The organism is Alteromonas sp. W12, assembly GCF_001924945.1.
Taxonomy (GTDB): domain Bacteria; phylum Pseudomonadota; class Gammaproteobacteria; order Enterobacterales; family Alteromonadaceae; genus Alteromonas; species Alteromonas macleodii.
In genome coordinates this window covers 1,339,398-1,356,865 of sequence record NZ_LQXH01000001.1, presented here as the reverse complement: position 1 = coordinate 1,356,865, position 17,468 = coordinate 1,339,398, and the positions used below count along the sequence as shown (strand labels likewise).

The window sequence follows — 17,468 nt, the reverse complement described above, 5'->3', positions numbered from 1 at the left end:
TATTAACTTTGTAACGCTTTGTGGCGACGCATCGCCCAATACGCAGTAACGAAATAGATAACGGTGCACGCGAACCCAACATTAAAGAATAGGTCTCGGTTCAATTCGTAAGCGGCAACCGTGTCACTAAGAGAAAAAGTTTTGATTGCCAATGCTATGGACACCAACAAACTCGCTAGCGAAGTAAGACGCAGTAATTTAGATACGGCAGTAACGTCTTCAACGTGTTCGTTTTCTAACGCCGCTTCTTGCTGCTGATGAGCTTCAACACGTGCATTGAAAGCATCTACTTGTGCTTCTTGCTCAGGATAAGCTTGTTTTGCGCCATACTTGGCGGCCAGTGCTGTATAGACAGCTATGGTGAAGAACCACGTGGGTATGAATAGATAGTAGAAAGACATGACGTCTAAGGCGTTTAAACCAAAGCCAAACACAAGCCCCAAACCCCAACTCGCTACCGCTGGCGTGCTGTGAGTAAGGCTTTGATAATGTGCCCAATAACGTGTGAATCCAATACGCGGAAAAATCATGTGCTCTGCGAACACAATTGCTCCCACAGGAACAACAAGTAATCCAGCATACGTTAACAGTGGCAGTAATTTAGTAAACACGAACGGAAAACACGCAATTGCAACGGTGACCATACCGACGACCGCGGTCGTTGTAGTACGTGATTTATCTTTAAAAATAGCTTGCGCGGCAAGTCCAGCGCGATAGAGATTCGCGTTTGCTGTAGTCCAGCCTGCAACGATAACAATAACGAGTCCAGAAAGACCTAATGCGTGGAATGCCACATCGCCCGGGTCTAATTCACCAATGGACTTTTGAACAATAACCGCTGTTCCTGCGCCCATAATACCGGCTGAAATCCATGCTATATAATGACCAAATAACATACCCGCCGACGTACATAAACCGTAACGTTTACGCTTGGCAAAACGCAGTAACGCCATATCAATAAGGCCGAAATGCGTTATCGTGTTCGCTGCCCACGAAAAGCCAATCACTTCTAATAAACCAATACCAGGCTCACCACTTTGGGTGAAGCCCGTCCACACCGATGTACTACCGATATGAATAAAGTCATTCCACGATGTAAGAAACGTTTGCCCAATTACAGATTCAGCGAGTGCAGGCATTAGAATAAGTGGACCGCAAATGAACATGGTGAACAACCAAGGCGCACAAATACGAGAAAAATTGGAAACGGCGTTAAAGCCATACATAGCGACAAAGACAACTATCACACCGACTGCAAGCACGACGGCAACAAAAGCTAAATTAGTCGGATACCAATTTAACTGCGCCGGAATGTTCAATGCAAAACGCACGGCGGTTGCCGACACCGTAATCATAGCGGCCGATATCACTGTAAATATGATGACATTCGCCCAGTTATAGAGCTTGGTCATAGAGTCGCCAGCTATTTTCTGAAGATACGAGTACAAGCTCAAACGGGTATCTACAGCGATAGGCGTAGTGATAAGTGTCCAGCTTAGGACAGCAAGTAGATTACCAATTAATAAACCCAACAGAATGTCGGTCATGGTGGCGCCTAGCGCAACAAAGGTTGCACCAAATACGAATTCAGTGGCTGCAACATGTTCACCGGCATATAAGCCCATGAAATGTTTCCACCCTTTTAACTTATGTTTAGCGACGGGGAGTTGCTCGTCACTAACTTGTGAAATATCAATATCACTAGACGTCGACTTCATCTTCAAATCTCGTGTTGTAGGTGTATTTCCCACTGGTTTCAAAATACATCAAGAGCATTTGCCCAGACATTGGGATATATCTCAATTTTTGTAAATATTTGCATATACCCTCTACTTTGTAAACAGCCATTAACAAAATAAACGGAGGCTTGTTTATTTAATTAACACAATAAAAATGCACATTTAACCAATCAAAATAAACGCGATATAATCTATCCAATTGATACTATGAAGAAATTTTAGAGACGAAATTTGAGGCCGAAAACCGCGTATGTAGTCGTATGACTCAAGAACTGCTTGTTAAGGTAGAACAAACGCCATCAATTACCTTACACTTAGGCAAATGTTCATATAATTATGGGCCTGTTGACCTTTGGTGTACGAATACGGAATTGGCAAGGGGACGTTGGTTAAATGTTAATACTTAAAGGAAGGTGACTCTTGCAGGCACACAACGTGGAACTGGTGATTTTTGATTGTGATGGCGTACTGATTGACAGTGAAGTGCTGTCGATGCAGGCGTGGCAAGCACTTCTGTCTAGTTTCGATATTGCATTATCGAAACAATATTTTATAGAGCATTTTCTTGGCAAGAGCATGGAGCACGTTCAGGGTAAGTTAAAAGATGACTTTGCGCTCACACTTACCACGTCCATGAAAAACAAATTCCATGGATTACTGTTCGACAGCTTCGAGTGCCATTTACAAAAGACTACCGGTATCACCTCTGTACTTTCTGCACTTAACTCACTAGGTATTCCATTTTGTGTCGCCACAAGCAGTTCACCTGAAAGAACAACAAAGGCGTTAACCAGTACAGGGCTTCTTTCCTATTTTGAAGGCCGCATTTACACGCGAGCACTCGTAAATAAAGGCAAGCCAGCACCAGATTTATTTTTATATGCGGCAAATGCGCTCAACATTGCTCCTAAAAACTGCCTAGTTATTGAAGACTCTCAGCCTGGGATTGCTGCCGCTAAAGCCGCGGACATGCGCTACTTCCACTATACAGGTGGCGCACATCTACAGAATTGTATTGTGACATCGGACAACACCATTAATTCATGGGACGAGTTTTACTCTCGAATCCCTGACATTTTTGACATGAGAAAAATTAAATGAGTAAGAAAGCACAAAACGAACTCAATAAACTCGACGAGGCCGCCAGAGCAGGATGGATGTACTATGTTGGTGGTAAGACGCAAGATGAGATAGCTAAAACGCTCAAAACATCACGCCAAAGCGCACAACGCTTAGTGGCGTTATCCATGTCGGAAGGTCTTGTGAAAGTGCGCTTAGAACACCCGATTGCTAGATGTATGGAATTAGCGCAAGGCATAAAGAAAAAATTCGGATTAACTTTCTGTGAAGTTGTGCCCAGTGTTGATGACGATCCCAATTCAACGCTTGGCCTTGGTCAAGCGGGTGCAGCAGCAATAGAAAGAGCTTTAAAATTCGACGCTCCACAAACCATCGCGTTTGGCACTGGCCGTGTACTGCGTGCCTGTGCTGATGAATTGTCAATACTTCACTGCCCTCAGCATAAAATTGTTTCCCTTGTTGGTAATATTGCTGATAACGGAGAGGCGACGCGTTATGACGTTGCTGTTCACGTAGCCGACAGAGTTAAAGCACAGCATTATCCTATGCCTATCCCTGTAATAGCATCTAGTAAACTAGAACGGGAAATTTGGCAACAGCAACAACACATATCTAGAATTCACACGCTTGCCGAACAAGCGGATATTAGCTTCGTAGGCATTGGTAACTTAGGCAGTGTGTCTCCATTGTATAAAGACGGATTTATCGACGATGATCAATTAGCAACCCTCGCTGAATCTGGTGCAAGTGGCGAAATCATAAGCTGGATCTTTAATGAAGAAGGTGCGTTGATTAGTTGCGATATTAACGAGAGAGTAACGAGCTTTAAGTTGAAAGCAACGCCAGAAAAGCCTGTAGTAGGTGTTGCAGCGGGCGACAACAAACTGCACGCTATAAGAGGCGCTCTGCGATCGAAATTGCTCAATGGGCTCATCACGACAGAACGTACTGCCTCAGCACTGCTCACTTCTTAATTTCGTTCTTTTCTTATTAATACAATGCCTATTGCGTACATTTTTAATACGCATTAACTTCAACAAAAAGCAAAAAAACAGCATTAACGTTGTTTTTTTGCACTTTATTTGGCTATTTATTGATCTTCGATTGCAATTCAACTTAGTTTGCCTGCGCCCTTTAATACTAAAGGCTACAGCGCATTTCATACCTCTTACATCTTTAGTCTAACGTATTATTCGATATACCTTGTTATTTGAATGAATGTTTTTCATTCGACCTGATTGTTTTTTAATTAATCCCGAACAGACAAACCGATTAATTAAACAAATATAACGAAGGAAATTTAACCATGTTGAAAATCGTTAAAACTTCTCTAGTCATCGCAGCATCAACATTAGCTTTTTCAAACGCAGCACAAGCAAATGACGTAAACGAGGCACTAGCAAACATCTGTACTATTGTTCAGGCTGACGACAAAGGCGAATTGCGTAAGAAGATGCGTCGCGTACAGTCAGACTTCAAATTAAAGTTACGCGATTATTACTCAGGTGTTTCATGCGGTGGTCAAAGCCTTATCCGCACGGCCTTAACGAACAACGCAGTTGAGGTAGGTACACTGCTTGTTAAGAAAATGCCAAGCAAAGACCTTTCTGAGCCCGAATCAGACGGCAAAACGCTTCAAGCGTGGATAGCAGAGCAAGGCTTACAGAGCTCGCCAATTTCTGCTGAGCTTAACGATAGAATCTAAGCACTAATTCACATAGCCATGTGAGTCGATTCAACATGGTTGCAGCGTCAGCTGCAATGAAAGGCCCCGCTACGGGGCCTTTTTACTTTCTGTCTCTTTAAATTTTCACGTTCTTCAACCCAGTGACTTAGGTAATCAAGCTGCGGTATGCGTGAGCTCGTAACGCAAGCCCCCCCCTTTAGGTATGGTTTGACATACCATGTTATTTTACAACATGTTTTTCAAATAGTTAGATTCGGGTTTAATGCATTTCAACGAACGAACACAATCTTAACAACAACAACCGAAGGAATTTAACCATGTTGAAAATCGTTAAAACTTCTCTAGTAATTGCAGCATCAACTTTAGCTTTTTCTAACGCAGCTCAGGCTAATGACATCAACGAAGCACTTGCAAACATTTGCACAATTGTTCAAGCAGATGACAAGGGCGAACTACGTAAGAAAATGCGTAGCGTTCAATCAGACTACAAACTTAAGCTTCGCGATTACTACTCTGGCATTTCTTGTAACGGCCAAAGCCTAATTCGCACTGCTCTTACTAGCAATGCGGTTGAAGTAGGTACTCTACTGGTTAAGAAAATGCCAAGCAAAGACTTAGCAGAGCCTGAGTCAGACGGTAAGACACTTCAAGCGTGGATTGCTGAACAAGGTCTTCAAAGCTCTCCTATTTCAACAGAGCTTAACGGCAGAATCTAATATAACTAATTAATCACACCATGTGATGTAACGATTCAACATGGTAGCGGCAGGACGCCGCACTGGAGGCCCCTTTTAGGGGCCTCACCCCTTTCTAGAACCCTATAAAATTTATCACTTCTTTTTGTACCCATTCAGGTTTTTCCCTGTGTAACCAGTGCGACGCGTGCGGATTAAACCGCTTAATTATCAATGGAACATAGTGTTCGATTTTATCCAGTACACTTAGATCAAACGCATCATCCTGCTCTCCCCACAATAACAGGGTTGGGCAGTGAATGAATATTTCAGGTATACGAATATCATCCAACACTTTCTCAGATACATTCTTTTGTGGCACTTGTTGAGGCATTTGCCGATAGTAATTGAGCATCGCACTGAGGGTTTCAGGTTTACCCCAGTCGTTAAGTAGAGTCCTTGAATAGCTGGTTTCTTTCTCAAAAAAGCCGTTGCCTAACATATTTTTCAATAACGTAAAGCTTGTATTTGTAAGGGTCCGCTCTGCCCCCTTATCAATAAGCGCAGAGATATACAGGCTTTTTGCTCTTTGTGTAGAAGAGGTCTTTATTGCCCGTGTAAAACAAGAAGGATGAGCAGCATTAACAATAATAAGTTTGCTAATTAATGTTTGGTGAAAGGCTGCTAGGGGCCACGCTATTGCCCCACCCCAATCGTGTCCCAACAAAATAACCTTTCGGCCTTTTTGAACTTTCTCGATGAAGGCGGCCATTCGACTTATCAATGATTGAACTTGGTAGTCCGTTTCATTGGGTAGTGGACTCGATAAATGATAACCGGGCAAATCTGGGGCAATGATGTCAAGTGATGTGGGGAGTATCGCCATTAACGCTTCCCATGTGTGCGCATTTTCTGGAAAGCCATGAAACATGATAAGCAGAGGGTTCTCTGCGCTCTCCTCTTCTCGGGATAAATAATGAAGGCTGGCTCCCTCAACATTCACGTACTTTGAAACAACCACTGTGCTCACTTCCTCTATGTTGTTTTTAAGAAACAAAAAGGCCGAGCAAAATAACGCATCCAAATGATTATTTGGTTAAATCATTTTCTCGGCTACATTATTTTCTCGGCCTTTCGTACGTCTTTTAGTAACGCACGTGTATTACTTTTATGTCGTTACTCGATAGCGAACATACTCTCTGGCATAGACATCAAGTTGTCTGCGCCTGATTGCATTGCCGAAACCAGTGAGCGAGTACGGGTTAACAAACGGTCAAAGTAGAAGCCCGTTGTTAAGATTTTACTCTTATAAAACTCGGTTTCGGTGCTACCTGCATCAAGCTGTTCTTGTGCTTTCACTGCCATTTTTAGCCAGAAGTAAGCAACGGTGACATAACCTGAATACATTAAGTAATCGACAGACGCTGCACCAATTTCATCTGGGTTCGATGCTGCTGCCTTACCGATATCCATAGTGATCTGCTGCCACTCGTCAAGATGAGAGTTTAGCGCGTTAGTCCAAGCACTAAACTGAGCGTTATCGCGCAATGAATTACAGTAGTCGCGCACTTCTTGAACAAACACATTAAGCAATTCGCCATTAGAGCCCATTACTTTACGACCTAATAGGTCAACGGCTTGAATACCGGTAGTACCTTCATACATAGTGCAGATACGGGTATCGCGAGCTAGCTGCTCCATACCCCATTCTTTGATAAAGCCGTGGCCGCCATAAACCTGCATACCGTAACTCGTGGCTTCTTGCGCGGTTTCAGTTAAAAAGGCTTTCACGATTGGCGTTAAGAATGCAAGTTTTGCATCCGCAAGTTGCTTCTCAGCCTCGTCGCTACCATACAAAGTAACGTCAACTAACTGCATACAGTAAGCGGCAAGCGCTCGGTTGCCTTCCGCGAACGCTTTCTGCGTTAACAGCATACGACGTACATCAGGGTGCACAATAATAGGATCAGCTGGGCCATCAGGGTTTTTACGCCCTGTTAATGAACGGAACTGAATGCGGTCTTTTGCATAGCGAAGCGCACCTTGGAATGCTGCTTCAGATGATGCCAAGCCTTCTAGACCAGTGCCAATACGTGCGGTATTCATGAACGTAAACATGCAATTTAGGCCGCGGTTTGGTGGCCCAATCAAATAACCTTTTGCACCATCGAAGTTGATCACACAGGTTGCGCTGGCTTTGATCCCCATTTTATGTTCAATGCTTCCGCATCCTACTGCGTTTCTATCTTGCTTTTCGCCATCTTCAGACACGTTAAACTTAGGCACAACAAATAGTGAAATACCTTTGGTACCCTCTGGCGCATCTGGCAATCGAGCTAACACAATGTGTACGATATTTTCAGACAAGTCGTGTTCACCTGCCGAAATAAAAATCTTCGTTCCTGTTAAGCTGTAGGTACCATCTTCTTGAGGTTCCGCGCGACATTTCAACATACCAAGGTCTGAACCGCAGTGTGCTTCGGTCAAACACATAGTGCCTGTCCACTCACCGCTAACCAGTTTTTCAAGGAACATTTTTTGTAGCAACTCAGAGCCATGGGCTTTTATTGTTGCCATACAGCCTTGGCTTAGACCTGGGTACATCGCCCAAGAATGGTTTGCGCCTGAGAACCACTCAGCAATGATAGATGACAATGAATATGGTAATGCCTGACCGCCAAATTCCTCAGGGTGAGACATTCCTGGCCATCCGCCCTCAACATACGTTTGATAAGCTTCTTTAAAACCTTTAGGCGTTGTTACTTCACCATCAACCCACTTACACCCTTCTTCATCACCTGATGCATTGATGGGTGCCAGTACGTTCTCTGAAAACTTTGCAGCTTCAGCGAAAATCGCCGACACCAGATCTTCTGATGCTTCGTCGAAACCTAGCTTTTGATAGTGATTTTGATAATTTAGTAGCTCATGTGTTACAAACATGGCGTCACGTTGTGGAGCTTTATAACCTTCCATACCCAATACCTATATTACTTCAAATAGACCAGCAGCGCCCATGCCGCCACCGATACACATGGTGCAAACAACATATTTCGCACCGCGTCGTTTACCTTCGATGAGTGCATGACCCACCATGCGAGCACCGCTCATGCCGTATGGGTGACCAATAGAAATGGCACCGCCGTTTACGTTTAATAATTCGTCTGGAATGCCTAACTTATCGCGGCAATACAGTACCTGTACTGCAAACGCTTCATTAAGCTCCCATAGACCGATATCGTCCATGGTTAATCCATGCTGCTTTAATAGCTTAGGAATGGCGAACACTGGGCCAATTCCCATTTCATCTGGCTCACAGCCTGCCACTGCAATACCGCGATAAATACCAAGAGGTTGAGCATTGCCTTTTGCCGCTGAGTGCTCATCCATAATCACTGTCGCGCTGGCTCCATCAGAAAGCTGGCTTGCATTACCTGCGGTAATACAACCACCTTCTATCACTGGGTTAAGCGCTTTAAGCCCCTCTAGCGTTGTTTCTGGGCGATTTCCTTCGTCTTTTGACAAGGTCACTTCACGCTCAGAGGTTTCACCTGTTTCTTTATTAAATAAGGCTTGCGTTGCTGTGATAGGTACAATCTCATCATCAAACTTACCTGCTTCTTGAGCCGCTGCTGTGCGCATTTGGCTTTGGTAACCGTATTCGTCTTGTACGTCACGGCTAATGTTGTAGCGCTTACCCACCACTTCCGCAGTTTGAAGCATTGGCATATAAATATCTTTGTGCTTAGCAACCAGTGCAGGGTCTACTGCACGAAACATATTCATATTTTTGTTTTGCACTAAAGAGATAGAATCTAAGCCGCCCGCAACCATAATGTTGGTATCGCCCGTACGAATTGAATTCGCTGCGGTAGCAATGGCATACATGCCAGAACTGCATTGGCGGTCGAGTGTCATACCCGCTACGGTGACTGGTAAACCACCCGCTAAACCAGCCAAGCGGCCAATATTCATGCCGCCACTGCCTTGGGTTAGCGCTGCGCCCATTACCACGTCGTCGACACTGGCAGGGTCGATCCCTGCGCGTGCTACTGCGTTTTGAATAGCATGGCCACCTAATGAAGGGGCTGGTAAATTGTTCAGCGCACCTTTATAAGCGCGCCCGATTGGCGTACGTGCTGTACTTACGATAACTGCATCGCGCATTTTCATGTTCCTTTCAGTTGGGCTGAAAGTTCAGCCAAAGTTTAGCTAGGCCTATTTTCTTCTTCTCGAAATCACCTAGCTTTACCAAATTCGGATGTCGGGTAACGAGAGCTATCGCTAGCTCTCACCGTCGATTAATTCTCGCTAACAAGAGCTATGTCTACTTCGCTTTATAGCTTTTAAACGTGCCGCCGCTTTGGGCCAATTTCACCAACAAATCACTTGGTTCAAGCCACATTTTTCCGTAATCACCCAATTGATCACGATAGGTAGTCAGCTTATCTAAAATAGTGCCTAGCCCTACTTCGTCGGCATATTGCATAGGGCCGCCGCGATACACAGGGAAGCCATAACCGTAAACATAAATCACATCGATATCGCTAGATTTAGCTGCAATGCCTTCTTCTAAGATAGCGGCACCTTCGTTAATCAATGAGTACATGACGCGAACCAGAATTTCCTCATCGCTAATGTCTGAACGCTGAACCACGCCTAAACGCTCTGCTTCTTGCTTAGCAATTTCTAGTACTTCTGGATCTGGGATAGGAACTCGACTGCCAGGTTCATAGTTGTAAGCTCCGCGTCCGGTTTTAAGCCCGTTGCGCCCCTTTTCTACCAAGCGATCTGCCACCGCACCGTAAGCGGGGTCGTGTGCAATGTGCTCTTGTCGAGACTGTCGTACATAGTAGCCAATATCTAATCCAGCCATATCACCCATAGTGAACGGCCCCATTGGCATACCAAACTCGGTTAAAACGCGATCAACTTGCTCAGGTGTTGCTCCTTCAAGCAGCAAGCGGTTAGCTTCACGGCCGTAAGGCTCAATCATGCGGTTACCCACGAACCCGAAGCAAACGCCTACCAACACCGCTACTTTCTTGATGCGTTTAGCCATCTTCATGCAGGTTTTAATGACCTCAGCAGATGTCTTCTCTGCTTTAACCACTTCTAGCAGTCTCATCACATTCGCTGGCGAGAAGAAGTGAAGACCAATCACATCTTCAGGACGGGATGTGGCTGTCGCTATTTCGTCTATATCCAGTGTTGACGTATTTGAAGCCAAAATGGCGCCTGGCTTACACACTTTATCCAGCGTCGAGAATACGGTTTTCTTTACTTCCATCTTCTCGAAAACGGCTTCGATGACGAGATCAACATCAGCTAAGTCGTCATACGACGTAGTACCTGAAAGCAGTGCCATGCGGCTCTCTACCTGCTCTTGGGTTAACTTGCCTTTTTTCGCTGAGTTTTCGTAGTTCTTTCTAATAAGCGCTAATCCCTTCTCTAGCGCTTCTTCTTTGAGCTCAAGCATTGTGACTGGAATGCCGGCATTGGCGAAGTTCATAGCGATACCACCGCCCATTGTTCCGGCGCCGATAATCGCAACTTTATCAATATTGCGCTCAGGAGTATTTTTGTCGAAATCGCTCACATGACCTGCTGCGCGTTCAGCAAAAAAGAAATGCTGCTGGGCACGCGCCTGTGGCGTATTCATACACTCCATGAAAAGCTTGCCTTCATTTTTAAGGCCATCTTCAAAAGCAAGCGTGTATGCGCCGCGTACCGCTTCGATACATTTTAATGGAGCAAAGAAACCACGAGTCGCTTTTTTAGTTTGTGCAGTTACTGCGTCAAACACCGCCTGCGTTTCATCAGACATGGACAGCGTGATATCACTGGTGCGTTTAATCGCTTTATCTGGCGTTAATGCTTGTAAATACGCTTTTGTATCTTCAAGTAAATGCTCAGGCTTATCAGAAATTTTGTCGAAGACACCTGGAAGTTTGACCACCGACGTAGGCTTGCCTGTTACGATCATTTCTAACGATGTTTGTGCGTCGGCTAAGCGAGGAAGGCGCTGAGTACCGCCTGCGCCCGGTAATATGCCTAGATTTACCTCTGGAAGACCCACCTTATTGTCGGCAAAGGTGATGCGATGATGGCAAGCTAACGCCACTTCTAAGCCACCGCCGAATGCTGGTCCAGGGAGAACAGCAACAACCGGCTTAGACGCATTTTCAATCTTGTCTAGTACCTCAGGCAGCATGGGAGACAAATCGCCACCAGAGAATTCACTGATGTCAGCTCCACCCGAAAAAATAGGTAGTGAAGAAGTAATAACAATGGCACTTACGCTGTCGTCATCTAGTGCATTGTTTATGCCTTCTATCAACCCTACTCTGATAGCGCGTGACAGCGCATTAACGGGCGCACTTTGCATTGTCAGCGTGGCAACACCCTGTTGTACTGCATATTCTACGGCTTTATTTTCCATCTCAGTCATAACCATGTCCTGTTTATCACGTTAACTGGATGTTATTGCAGTGTTGTCAATCATCCAAGTTTATTGGTGTTATAGACATTTATCATAATATTTAATATTGACCGCCAGCCCCTTTGTGAATTCATTTCTCTGCGCAGAGCCTGTCCTACCTTGCCTAAGGTTTATTTGACAGAAAATAAAACCGGTGTTTTTGTTAATCGGGCAACACTTGTAATTACATTTTATTTACAAAAGGATGATTGGCTATGCAAGTGCTTAAAACACCGGAAAGCGCCTTCGACACGATCACTGACTTTCCCTACTCCCCCTGTTTCACTGAAGTAACAGACACAGTAAGCAGTGAAATAACAATGGCCCATTATCAATGTGGACAGAAAGATGGACATACCGTGCTATTAATACACGGCGAACCGACGTGGGCTTATTTGTACCGCAAGATGATGCCCATATTGGCTGATGCGGGATTCAATGTCATCGCGCCGGATCTCATTGGTTTTGGGCGCTCAGATAAACCAGTAAGAAAAGAGGACTACTCCTACGCTCGTCATGTGATATGGCTAAAAGACTGGTTTTCACAGGCTACTAAAGGCCCCGTTACACTATTTTGTCAAGACTGGGGAGGTTTACTAGGCCTGCGACTTGTCGCCGATATGCCTGAGCGTTTTTCGGGTGTAATGGTGTCTAATACCGGTTTGCCCACTGGCGACCACCCGCCAAGTGATGCTTTCATCAAATGGCGCCGATTCTCACAGGATGTCGCCGTATTTCCCACATCTACGATCATTCAAAACGCCACAACCACTGTTCTAGATGAGGCGACGCTTGCAGCTTACGACGCCCCTTTTCCAGACGAAAGCTTTAAAGCAGGTGCACGTATGTTCCCTATTCTTGTTCCTACAAGCCCAGACAATGCTGAGGCACAGGCGAATAGACAGGCATGGGAAAAGCTAAAGCAATATAACAAACCTTTTGTTACGGCTTTCGGTGATAGCGACCCTGTCACTAAAGGTGGCGATAAGGTATTTCAAAAGCTCATTCCGGGCAGCAGCGGCATGGCTCATACCCTTGTAGAAAACGGTGGTCACTTTATCCAGGAAGACCAAGGGGAAATGCTAGCCAAATTACTCATTCAATTTATAAACCAAACGCAGCTGAAATAGCCACGTTTCAAAAAACATTAAACAGTTACCAATAGGAGATTACCATGGATGCTCTACTCGACTTTTCAGGGCAAGTTGTATTAATTACCGGCGCAGGCAGTGGCTTTGGCCGCTTGTTATCGCTAGGTCTTGCCAACCGAGGAGCAAAACTCGTTCTTTCAGACATTAACGAAACCGCCCTTGAGGAAACGAAAAAGGATGTAAAAGCACTCACTGATGTCGTGGTGCTAGCGGGTAATATTGCTAGCGAGTCGCTAAATAAGGCGCTGGTTGAAGCAGCCATTGAAACCTTTGGCAAACTGGATATAGCCGTAAATAATGCAGGCATAGCGCATAACCCTGCACCAATTCATCAAATGACAGAGGAAATCATGGACTCGCAGTTCGCTGTGAATGTAAAAGGCGTTATGTTTGGAATGAAGTACCAAATACCCGTTATGCTTGCACAAAAGCAAGGGCACGTTTTAAATGTAAGCTCACTTGCAGGACTAGGTGGAGCCCCTAAAGGCGGTGCTTATGCTGCAGCAAAACACGCGGTTTCGGGGATAACCCGCACAGCCGCGGTGGAATACGGCCGAAAGAATGTTCGCGTTAATGCAATTTGCCCATTCTATAGTCCTACCAATATTTTGAACGTAGACGGGTACAACACCCCTGAAGCGCGTGAGCAACTAGGCATGGGAAGTCCTATGAAACGACTAGGCGAACCGCAAGAAATCGTTAACACCATGATGCTGATGCTTTCCCCTGGCAACTCTTACATGAACGGGCAAACCATAGCAGTAGATGGTGGTGTTACAGCGTGGTAATTTTTATCTCGCAGTTTCGAAATACATGCAAAGGTATTTTTTGACATACCTTTGTATGACTCATCATGTTTCTCTTTCGTTCTACTTTAGGTGTAATGAAGAGGAACAAACAAAATCGATGAATGAGGCGAGTGCAACCGCCTCTGCAATCGACCCCCTATCAAGTAAAACCCAATAATTTTATTTAGCGATTAAGTTGAACAAAAAGAGAAAAATGTGATGAAAAAGCCAAGTAAAAACATTTTTTTAGCTACTACACTTTGTATAACCTATTCGTTGATTAACGTTAGTATTGCGCAAGAAGCCCAATCTACGCTTGTAAATATGAAGGAAGTGCCTTCTTCGCAACTATTAAAGAAGCAACGTCAAAATAAACCGCTAGCACTAAGCACAGTGAAGCGCGGTACTGATGTTTCGCTTCAAGCCACCAAACAATCCAAAAGCCAATACCTTATTCATAGCGCACTGCCAAGTCACCGCTTCAGCGCAAAGTAATTTTTAGGCGAGTACTCGTCTATCAGGTTAATCCTTTATATAGCGCCATTCTTTGCGTTTATTATTCTTTTTTACTCTATCGCACACGCAGAAATAGTATTCTACGAATCAAATATTTATACCAATCCGCATAGATAAGTGCTAACCGACGACATAGCGCTTTTGAAAAAGTAACGCCCTCGTAACGACATTAGCGACACATGAGTTAATTATACTAATTGTGAATAGCGCGACACCTATTTGAAAACTATCTTCAAGAGTACCACAGGTAGAAGAAGTCATAGGTAAGAGGTGAACATGCTTTTAAAACCAAAACACATCGCGTTATTGTTCACGCTGGCAATTGCAGTATCTGCAATGGGATAAGCACGAAGGCGTTTCAACATGGAAACGCCCTTCGAAAGCGATCTTAAGCCGCAGTTTTTCTTGCTAGACGTGACGTAGGATTCTTTAGGTTAACGTTTAAAAAACTCAAAGCTTAGCGGATACACCCACAACTCCCCTTTGTTCGCTTTGACTGCTGCCACGATAGCAAAGACGATGTTCATTAATCCAAGAGCGATGAAGCCTAGGGCTCCTATGATAACCAGCGTCAAGACAAAACAAATAACAGAGTAAATGAGCAAGCTTATTAACCAATTCGCTGTCACCCTGCCGTGCTGATTGATGTCTTCGTTTTGATCCTTGTGAGCAATCCATAGCACGATAGGCAATATGATACCTAAGCCAGGTATAATGAAACTGGATAACTGAGAAACATGAATGAGTGTACAGTAGCTTCGAGCGTTCAAGCCCCAGTAGAGTGGTTCTTCCGTTGACATAATGGTCCTTTTTATTGCGTTGGTTTGATTTGATAAATATAGGCGTTTTCAGTGTGATCGGCATCAAGCTTAACAGAAACAATGACCCGCTCATATTGGTCACCTTCAAACTCATCCAGCATGGCCCAGTTTTCGGCAAGTTGAGTAGACGTTAGCATCATGCCCTTCACCTCTTCTTTTACTTTAGTTAGATCAGAAATAACAATTCCTGGAAACCCCATAACTGCTCCCCACCCTTGTTGAACTAAGTGCCCTTCTACCGTACCAGACTGCCACTGGCCATCAATATGAGCGACGATATGGTGATTTGGGCAATTAGGAGCAAGGCTTCCGTAGATAAACAACCTTTCTAAATCAGGTGTAGCAGACGTTACATTGTCATTGTTTTGCATTACTTTGACCCATTATTAAAAAACTTTTCGTCAGGTGTTGAGGCAAATTTAAAAACAGGCCCCAACCGTTCGCATTTCTAGTTATAAATTGCCTAAAAAAGCCAGTGCTTTTGTGAGAGTAATATCGAATTTGTTTTACAAAAGCAACACAGCGTTACACAATGCTAGAGCATGTCTATGTGAACGTCGATTCACGTAAAAAACACAATAATTAAAGGACAAAGTATGCTCAATCACAAACGTACTCTGATAGCAGCATTGGTAAGCGTTTCGCTTATGGGGTGTGGCGAAAGTACAACACAGACAGAAACTAAACCACAACTCACTGCACAAGACGCCAAGCAGTTTTTAACACAGGCGCAAAATGATATTGCAAAAATGCAAGTTCCTGCCGCGCACGCCGAGTGGAGCTACGCCACGAATATCAATTTCGATACAGCAGCAGTCAGTGCTTACTTTAATGAAGTGCTTTCTACCAAGGTTGCAAAGTTAGCTAAAGAAGCGGCGAAATTTAACGATGTAGACGTAGATGCCGACACCCGCAGACAGCTTGATCTACTTAAAAACAGTTTAACAATGCCGCCGCCGGCAGATGCCGAAAAAGCAGAGCGGCTTGCAAAAATTGGTTCTGACCTAAGTGCCATGTACGGCTCTGGTGAGTATTGCAGCGAAGATGGTACGTGCAAAAGCTTGGTTGAAATGAGCTCTGAAATGGCCACCCTACGCGATGCTGACAAGCTACTAGAATATTGGACAGGCTGGCGTGAAGTATCTAAACCAATGGCAGGACTCTATGCAGAACAAGTATCGCTTGCCAATGAAGGCGCTGCAGAGCTAGGTTTTGAAAACGTCAGCGCCTTGTGGCGTGGAAAGTACGATATGCCAGCAGATGAATTTCCCAAGGAGTTGGATCGCTTATGGACGCAAGTAGAGCCTTTCTACAAGTCACTACATTGCCATGTGCGCGCTAAGCTAGGTGAACACTATGGCGAAGACGTAGTACCTCAAGACAAACCAATCCCAGCCCATTTATTAGGTAACATGTGGGCACAGTCGTGGGGGAATATTTACGATATCGTTAAACCTCAGCAAGAAATGAAAGTTCCTGATGTTACAGGCGCATTAGCTGAACAGGGGTATGACGAAATCGCCATGGTTAAACAAGCAGAGTCATTTTTCTCATCACTTGGCTTTGAAGAACTTCCAGATACCTTTTGGGAACGCTCTATGTTTCAAAAGCCTGAAGGCCGTGACGTTCAGTGTCATGCCTCTGCGTGGGATTTAGATGACAAAGACGATCTTCGTATAAAGATGTGTATTCAAAAGACTGGCGAAGAATTTAACGTTATTCACCACGAATTAGGTCACAACTACTATCAACGCGCTTATAAAGACCAACCACTTCTTTACCGTGGTTCGGCAAACGACGGCTTCCACGAGGCTATTGGCGACACCATCGCTTTATCAATAACACCTAAGTACCTTAAGCAAATCGAGTTAATTGATGAGATCCCAGACGCATCAAACGATATCGGTATGTTAATGCAAGTTGCGTTAGACAAGATTGCCTTCATTCCCTTTGGTCTGATGGTTGACCAATGGCGCTGGAAAGTGATGTCAGGTGAAGTAACACCTGAACAATACAATCAACTATGGTGGGAATTGAGAGAAAAGTATCAGGGTGTGATGGCGCCTGTTGAGCGCAGCGCCGACGCGTTTGATCCGGGTGCAAAATATCACGTGCCTGCGAACGTACCTTATACACGCTATTTCCTAGCGCATATCCTTCAATTCCAGTTCCATAAAGCACTGTGTGACATTGCAGGTGATGAGGGCCCGCTTAACCGTTGTTCTATCTACGGCAGTGAAGAAGCCGGTAAAGCACTTAACGAAATGCTAGAGATGGGTATGAGCCAACCTTGGCAAAATGCGTTAGAAACACTGACAGGCTCACCGCAAATGGATGCCAGTACTATCGCTGACTACTTTGCGCCACTAAAAACGTGGTTAGATGAGCAAAATGCTACACGCCAGTGTGGCTGGTAACTATATCCGTTATGATTAGCCACTGGCTAACATAATTAATGCAGTCCAAAAAGCCTCGAATTTCGAGGCTTTTTTTATTGAATTTAAACTTTTGTACCATTGTAAGAGCGGTAG

The 17,468-nt window shown here is 44.5% G+C and carries 15 protein-coding genes; 8 read left to right on the top strand and 7 right to left on the bottom strand.

Translation table 11 applies throughout. The annotated features are described in order from the left end of the window. Positions 1–2: 2 nt before the first annotated feature. Entirely contained in the window at positions 3–1,718 is a 1,716-nt protein-coding gene (locus AWH61_RS05730) for a purine-cytosine permease family protein (RefSeq protein WP_075176442.1), read from the bottom strand. Between the two features lie 441 nt (positions 1,719–2,159). On the opposite strand from AWH61_RS05730, the gene AWH61_RS05725 reads away from it, so the two are divergent. The 4 genes from AWH61_RS05725 (at position 2,160) to AWH61_RS05710 (ending at position 5,222) form a co-directional block, all read left to right on the top strand. Then, entirely contained in the window at positions 2,160–2,840 is a 681-nt protein-coding gene (locus AWH61_RS05725) for an HAD family hydrolase (protein ID WP_075176441.1), read from the top strand. Next, positions 2,837–3,793 carry a sugar-binding transcriptional regulator gene (locus AWH61_RS05720; RefSeq protein WP_014949236.1) on the top strand — a complete coding sequence of 319 codons (957 nt, stop codon included), beginning with the start codon at positions 2,837–2,839 and terminating at the stop codon, positions 3,791–3,793. The genes AWH61_RS05725 and AWH61_RS05720 overlap by 4 nt, the downstream gene beginning before the upstream one ends. Before the next feature lie 332 nt (positions 3,794–4,125). Beyond that, a complete protein-coding gene (locus tag AWH61_RS05715) occupies positions 4,126–4,524 on the top strand; it encodes a DUF3718 domain-containing protein (protein WP_014949235.1) in 399 nt (132 codons plus the stop codon). 299 nt (positions 4,525–4,823) lie between these two features. Further along, positions 4,824–5,222, top strand: a complete 399-nt coding sequence (locus tag AWH61_RS05710) for a DUF3718 domain-containing protein (RefSeq protein ID WP_014949234.1) — start codon at positions 4,824–4,826, stop codon at positions 5,220–5,222. A gap of 94 nt (positions 5,223–5,316) precedes the next feature. Here AWH61_RS05710 and AWH61_RS05705 read toward each other — a convergent pair whose 3' ends face one another. The 4 genes from AWH61_RS05705 to AWH61_RS05690 all read right to left on the bottom strand — a co-directional run bounded on the left by AWH61_RS05705 (position 5,317) and on the right by AWH61_RS05690 (position 11,631). Further along, a complete protein-coding gene (locus AWH61_RS05705) occupies positions 5,317–6,201 on the bottom strand; it encodes an alpha/beta fold hydrolase (RefSeq protein WP_075176440.1) in 885 nt (294 codons plus the stop codon). Positions 6,202–6,356: 155 nt separating this feature from the next. Further along, a complete protein-coding gene (locus tag AWH61_RS05700; protein WP_014949232.1) occupies positions 6,357–8,156 on the bottom strand; it encodes an acyl-CoA dehydrogenase C-terminal domain-containing protein in 1,800 nt (599 codons plus the stop codon). A gap of 9 nt (positions 8,157–8,165) precedes the next feature. Beyond that, complete coding sequence (locus tag AWH61_RS05695) at positions 8,166–9,347, bottom strand: acetyl-CoA C-acyltransferase (RefSeq protein ID WP_014949231.1); 1,182 nt, start codon at positions 9,345–9,347, stop codon at positions 8,166–8,168. 160 nt (positions 9,348–9,507) lie between these two features. Continuing rightward, positions 9,508–11,631, bottom strand: a complete 2,124-nt coding sequence (locus tag AWH61_RS05690) for a 3-hydroxyacyl-CoA dehydrogenase NAD-binding domain-containing protein (RefSeq protein ID WP_075176439.1) — start codon at positions 11,629–11,631, stop codon at positions 9,508–9,510. A gap of 245 nt (positions 11,632–11,876) precedes the next feature. Between AWH61_RS05690 and AWH61_RS05685 the strand changes: the two genes are divergently transcribed. The 3 genes from AWH61_RS05685 (at position 11,877) to AWH61_RS05675 (ending at position 14,095) form a co-directional block, all read left to right on the top strand. Then, positions 11,877–12,791 carry a haloalkane dehalogenase gene (locus AWH61_RS05685; RefSeq protein WP_075176438.1) on the top strand — a complete coding sequence of 305 codons (915 nt, stop codon included), beginning with the start codon at positions 11,877–11,879 and terminating at the stop codon, positions 12,789–12,791. A 44-nt stretch (positions 12,792–12,835) separates the two neighbouring features. Continuing rightward, entirely contained in the window at positions 12,836–13,600 is a 765-nt protein-coding gene (locus AWH61_RS05680; protein ID WP_075176437.1) for an SDR family NAD(P)-dependent oxidoreductase, read from the top strand. A gap of 219 nt (positions 13,601–13,819) precedes the next feature. After that, positions 13,820–14,095, top strand: coding sequence for a hypothetical protein (locus tag AWH61_RS05675; protein WP_014976331.1), 276 nt, complete (start codon positions 13,820–13,822; stop codon positions 14,093–14,095). Positions 14,096–14,550: 455 nt separating this feature from the next. Here AWH61_RS05675 and AWH61_RS05670 read toward each other — a convergent pair whose 3' ends face one another. Next, a complete protein-coding gene (locus tag AWH61_RS05670; RefSeq protein ID WP_075176436.1) occupies positions 14,551–14,916 on the bottom strand; it encodes a DUF4870 domain-containing protein in 366 nt (121 codons plus the stop codon). 11 nt (positions 14,917–14,927) lie between these two features. Continuing rightward, complete coding sequence (locus tag AWH61_RS05665; RefSeq protein WP_075176435.1) at positions 14,928–15,308, bottom strand: gamma-glutamylcyclotransferase family protein; 381 nt, start codon at positions 15,306–15,308, stop codon at positions 14,928–14,930. 225 nt (positions 15,309–15,533) lie between these two features. On the opposite strand from AWH61_RS05665, the gene AWH61_RS05660 reads away from it, so the two are divergent. Then, positions 15,534–17,354 carry a M2 family metallopeptidase gene (locus tag AWH61_RS05660; protein ID WP_075176434.1) on the top strand — a complete coding sequence of 607 codons (1,821 nt, stop codon included), beginning with the start codon at positions 15,534–15,536 and terminating at the stop codon, positions 17,352–17,354. The last annotated feature ends 114 nt before the right edge of the window (positions 17,355–17,468 follow it).

Coding starts and splice junctions, on each gene's coding strand:
- AWH61_RS05695 (WP_014949231.1), bottom strand. CDS start 9,347: ATGCGCGATGCAGTTATCGTAAGTACAGCACGTACGCCAATCGGGCGC.
- AWH61_RS05675 (WP_014976331.1), top strand. CDS start 13,820: ATGAAAAAGCCAAGTAAAAACATTTTTTTAGCTACTACACTTTGTATA.
- AWH61_RS05715 (WP_014949235.1), top strand. CDS start 4,126: ATGTTGAAAATCGTTAAAACTTCTCTAGTCATCGCAGCATCAACATTA.
- AWH61_RS05730 (WP_075176442.1), bottom strand. CDS start 1,718: ATGAAGTCGACGTCTAGTGATATTGATATTTCACAAGTTAGTGACGAG.
- AWH61_RS05665 (WP_075176435.1), bottom strand. CDS start 15,308: ATGCAAAACAATGACAATGTAACGTCTGCTACACCTGATTTAGAAAGG.
- AWH61_RS05685 (WP_075176438.1), top strand. CDS start 11,877: ATGCAAGTGCTTAAAACACCGGAAAGCGCCTTCGACACGATCACTGAC.
- AWH61_RS05680 (WP_075176437.1), top strand. CDS start 12,836: ATGGATGCTCTACTCGACTTTTCAGGGCAAGTTGTATTAATTACCGGC.
- AWH61_RS05670 (WP_075176436.1), bottom strand. CDS start 14,916: ATGTCAACGGAAGAACCACTCTACTGGGGCTTGAACGCTCGAAGCTAC.
- AWH61_RS05710 (WP_014949234.1), top strand. CDS start 4,824: ATGTTGAAAATCGTTAAAACTTCTCTAGTAATTGCAGCATCAACTTTA.
- AWH61_RS05690 (WP_075176439.1), bottom strand. CDS start 11,631: ATGACTGAGATGGAAAATAAAGCCGTAGAATATGCAGTACAACAGGGT.
- AWH61_RS05660 (WP_075176434.1), top strand. CDS start 15,534: ATGCTCAATCACAAACGTACTCTGATAGCAGCATTGGTAAGCGTTTCG.
- AWH61_RS05720 (WP_014949236.1), top strand. CDS start 2,837: ATGAGTAAGAAAGCACAAAACGAACTCAATAAACTCGACGAGGCCGCC.
- AWH61_RS05700 (WP_014949232.1), bottom strand. CDS start 8,156: ATGGAAGGTTATAAAGCTCCACAACGTGACGCCATGTTTGTAACACAT.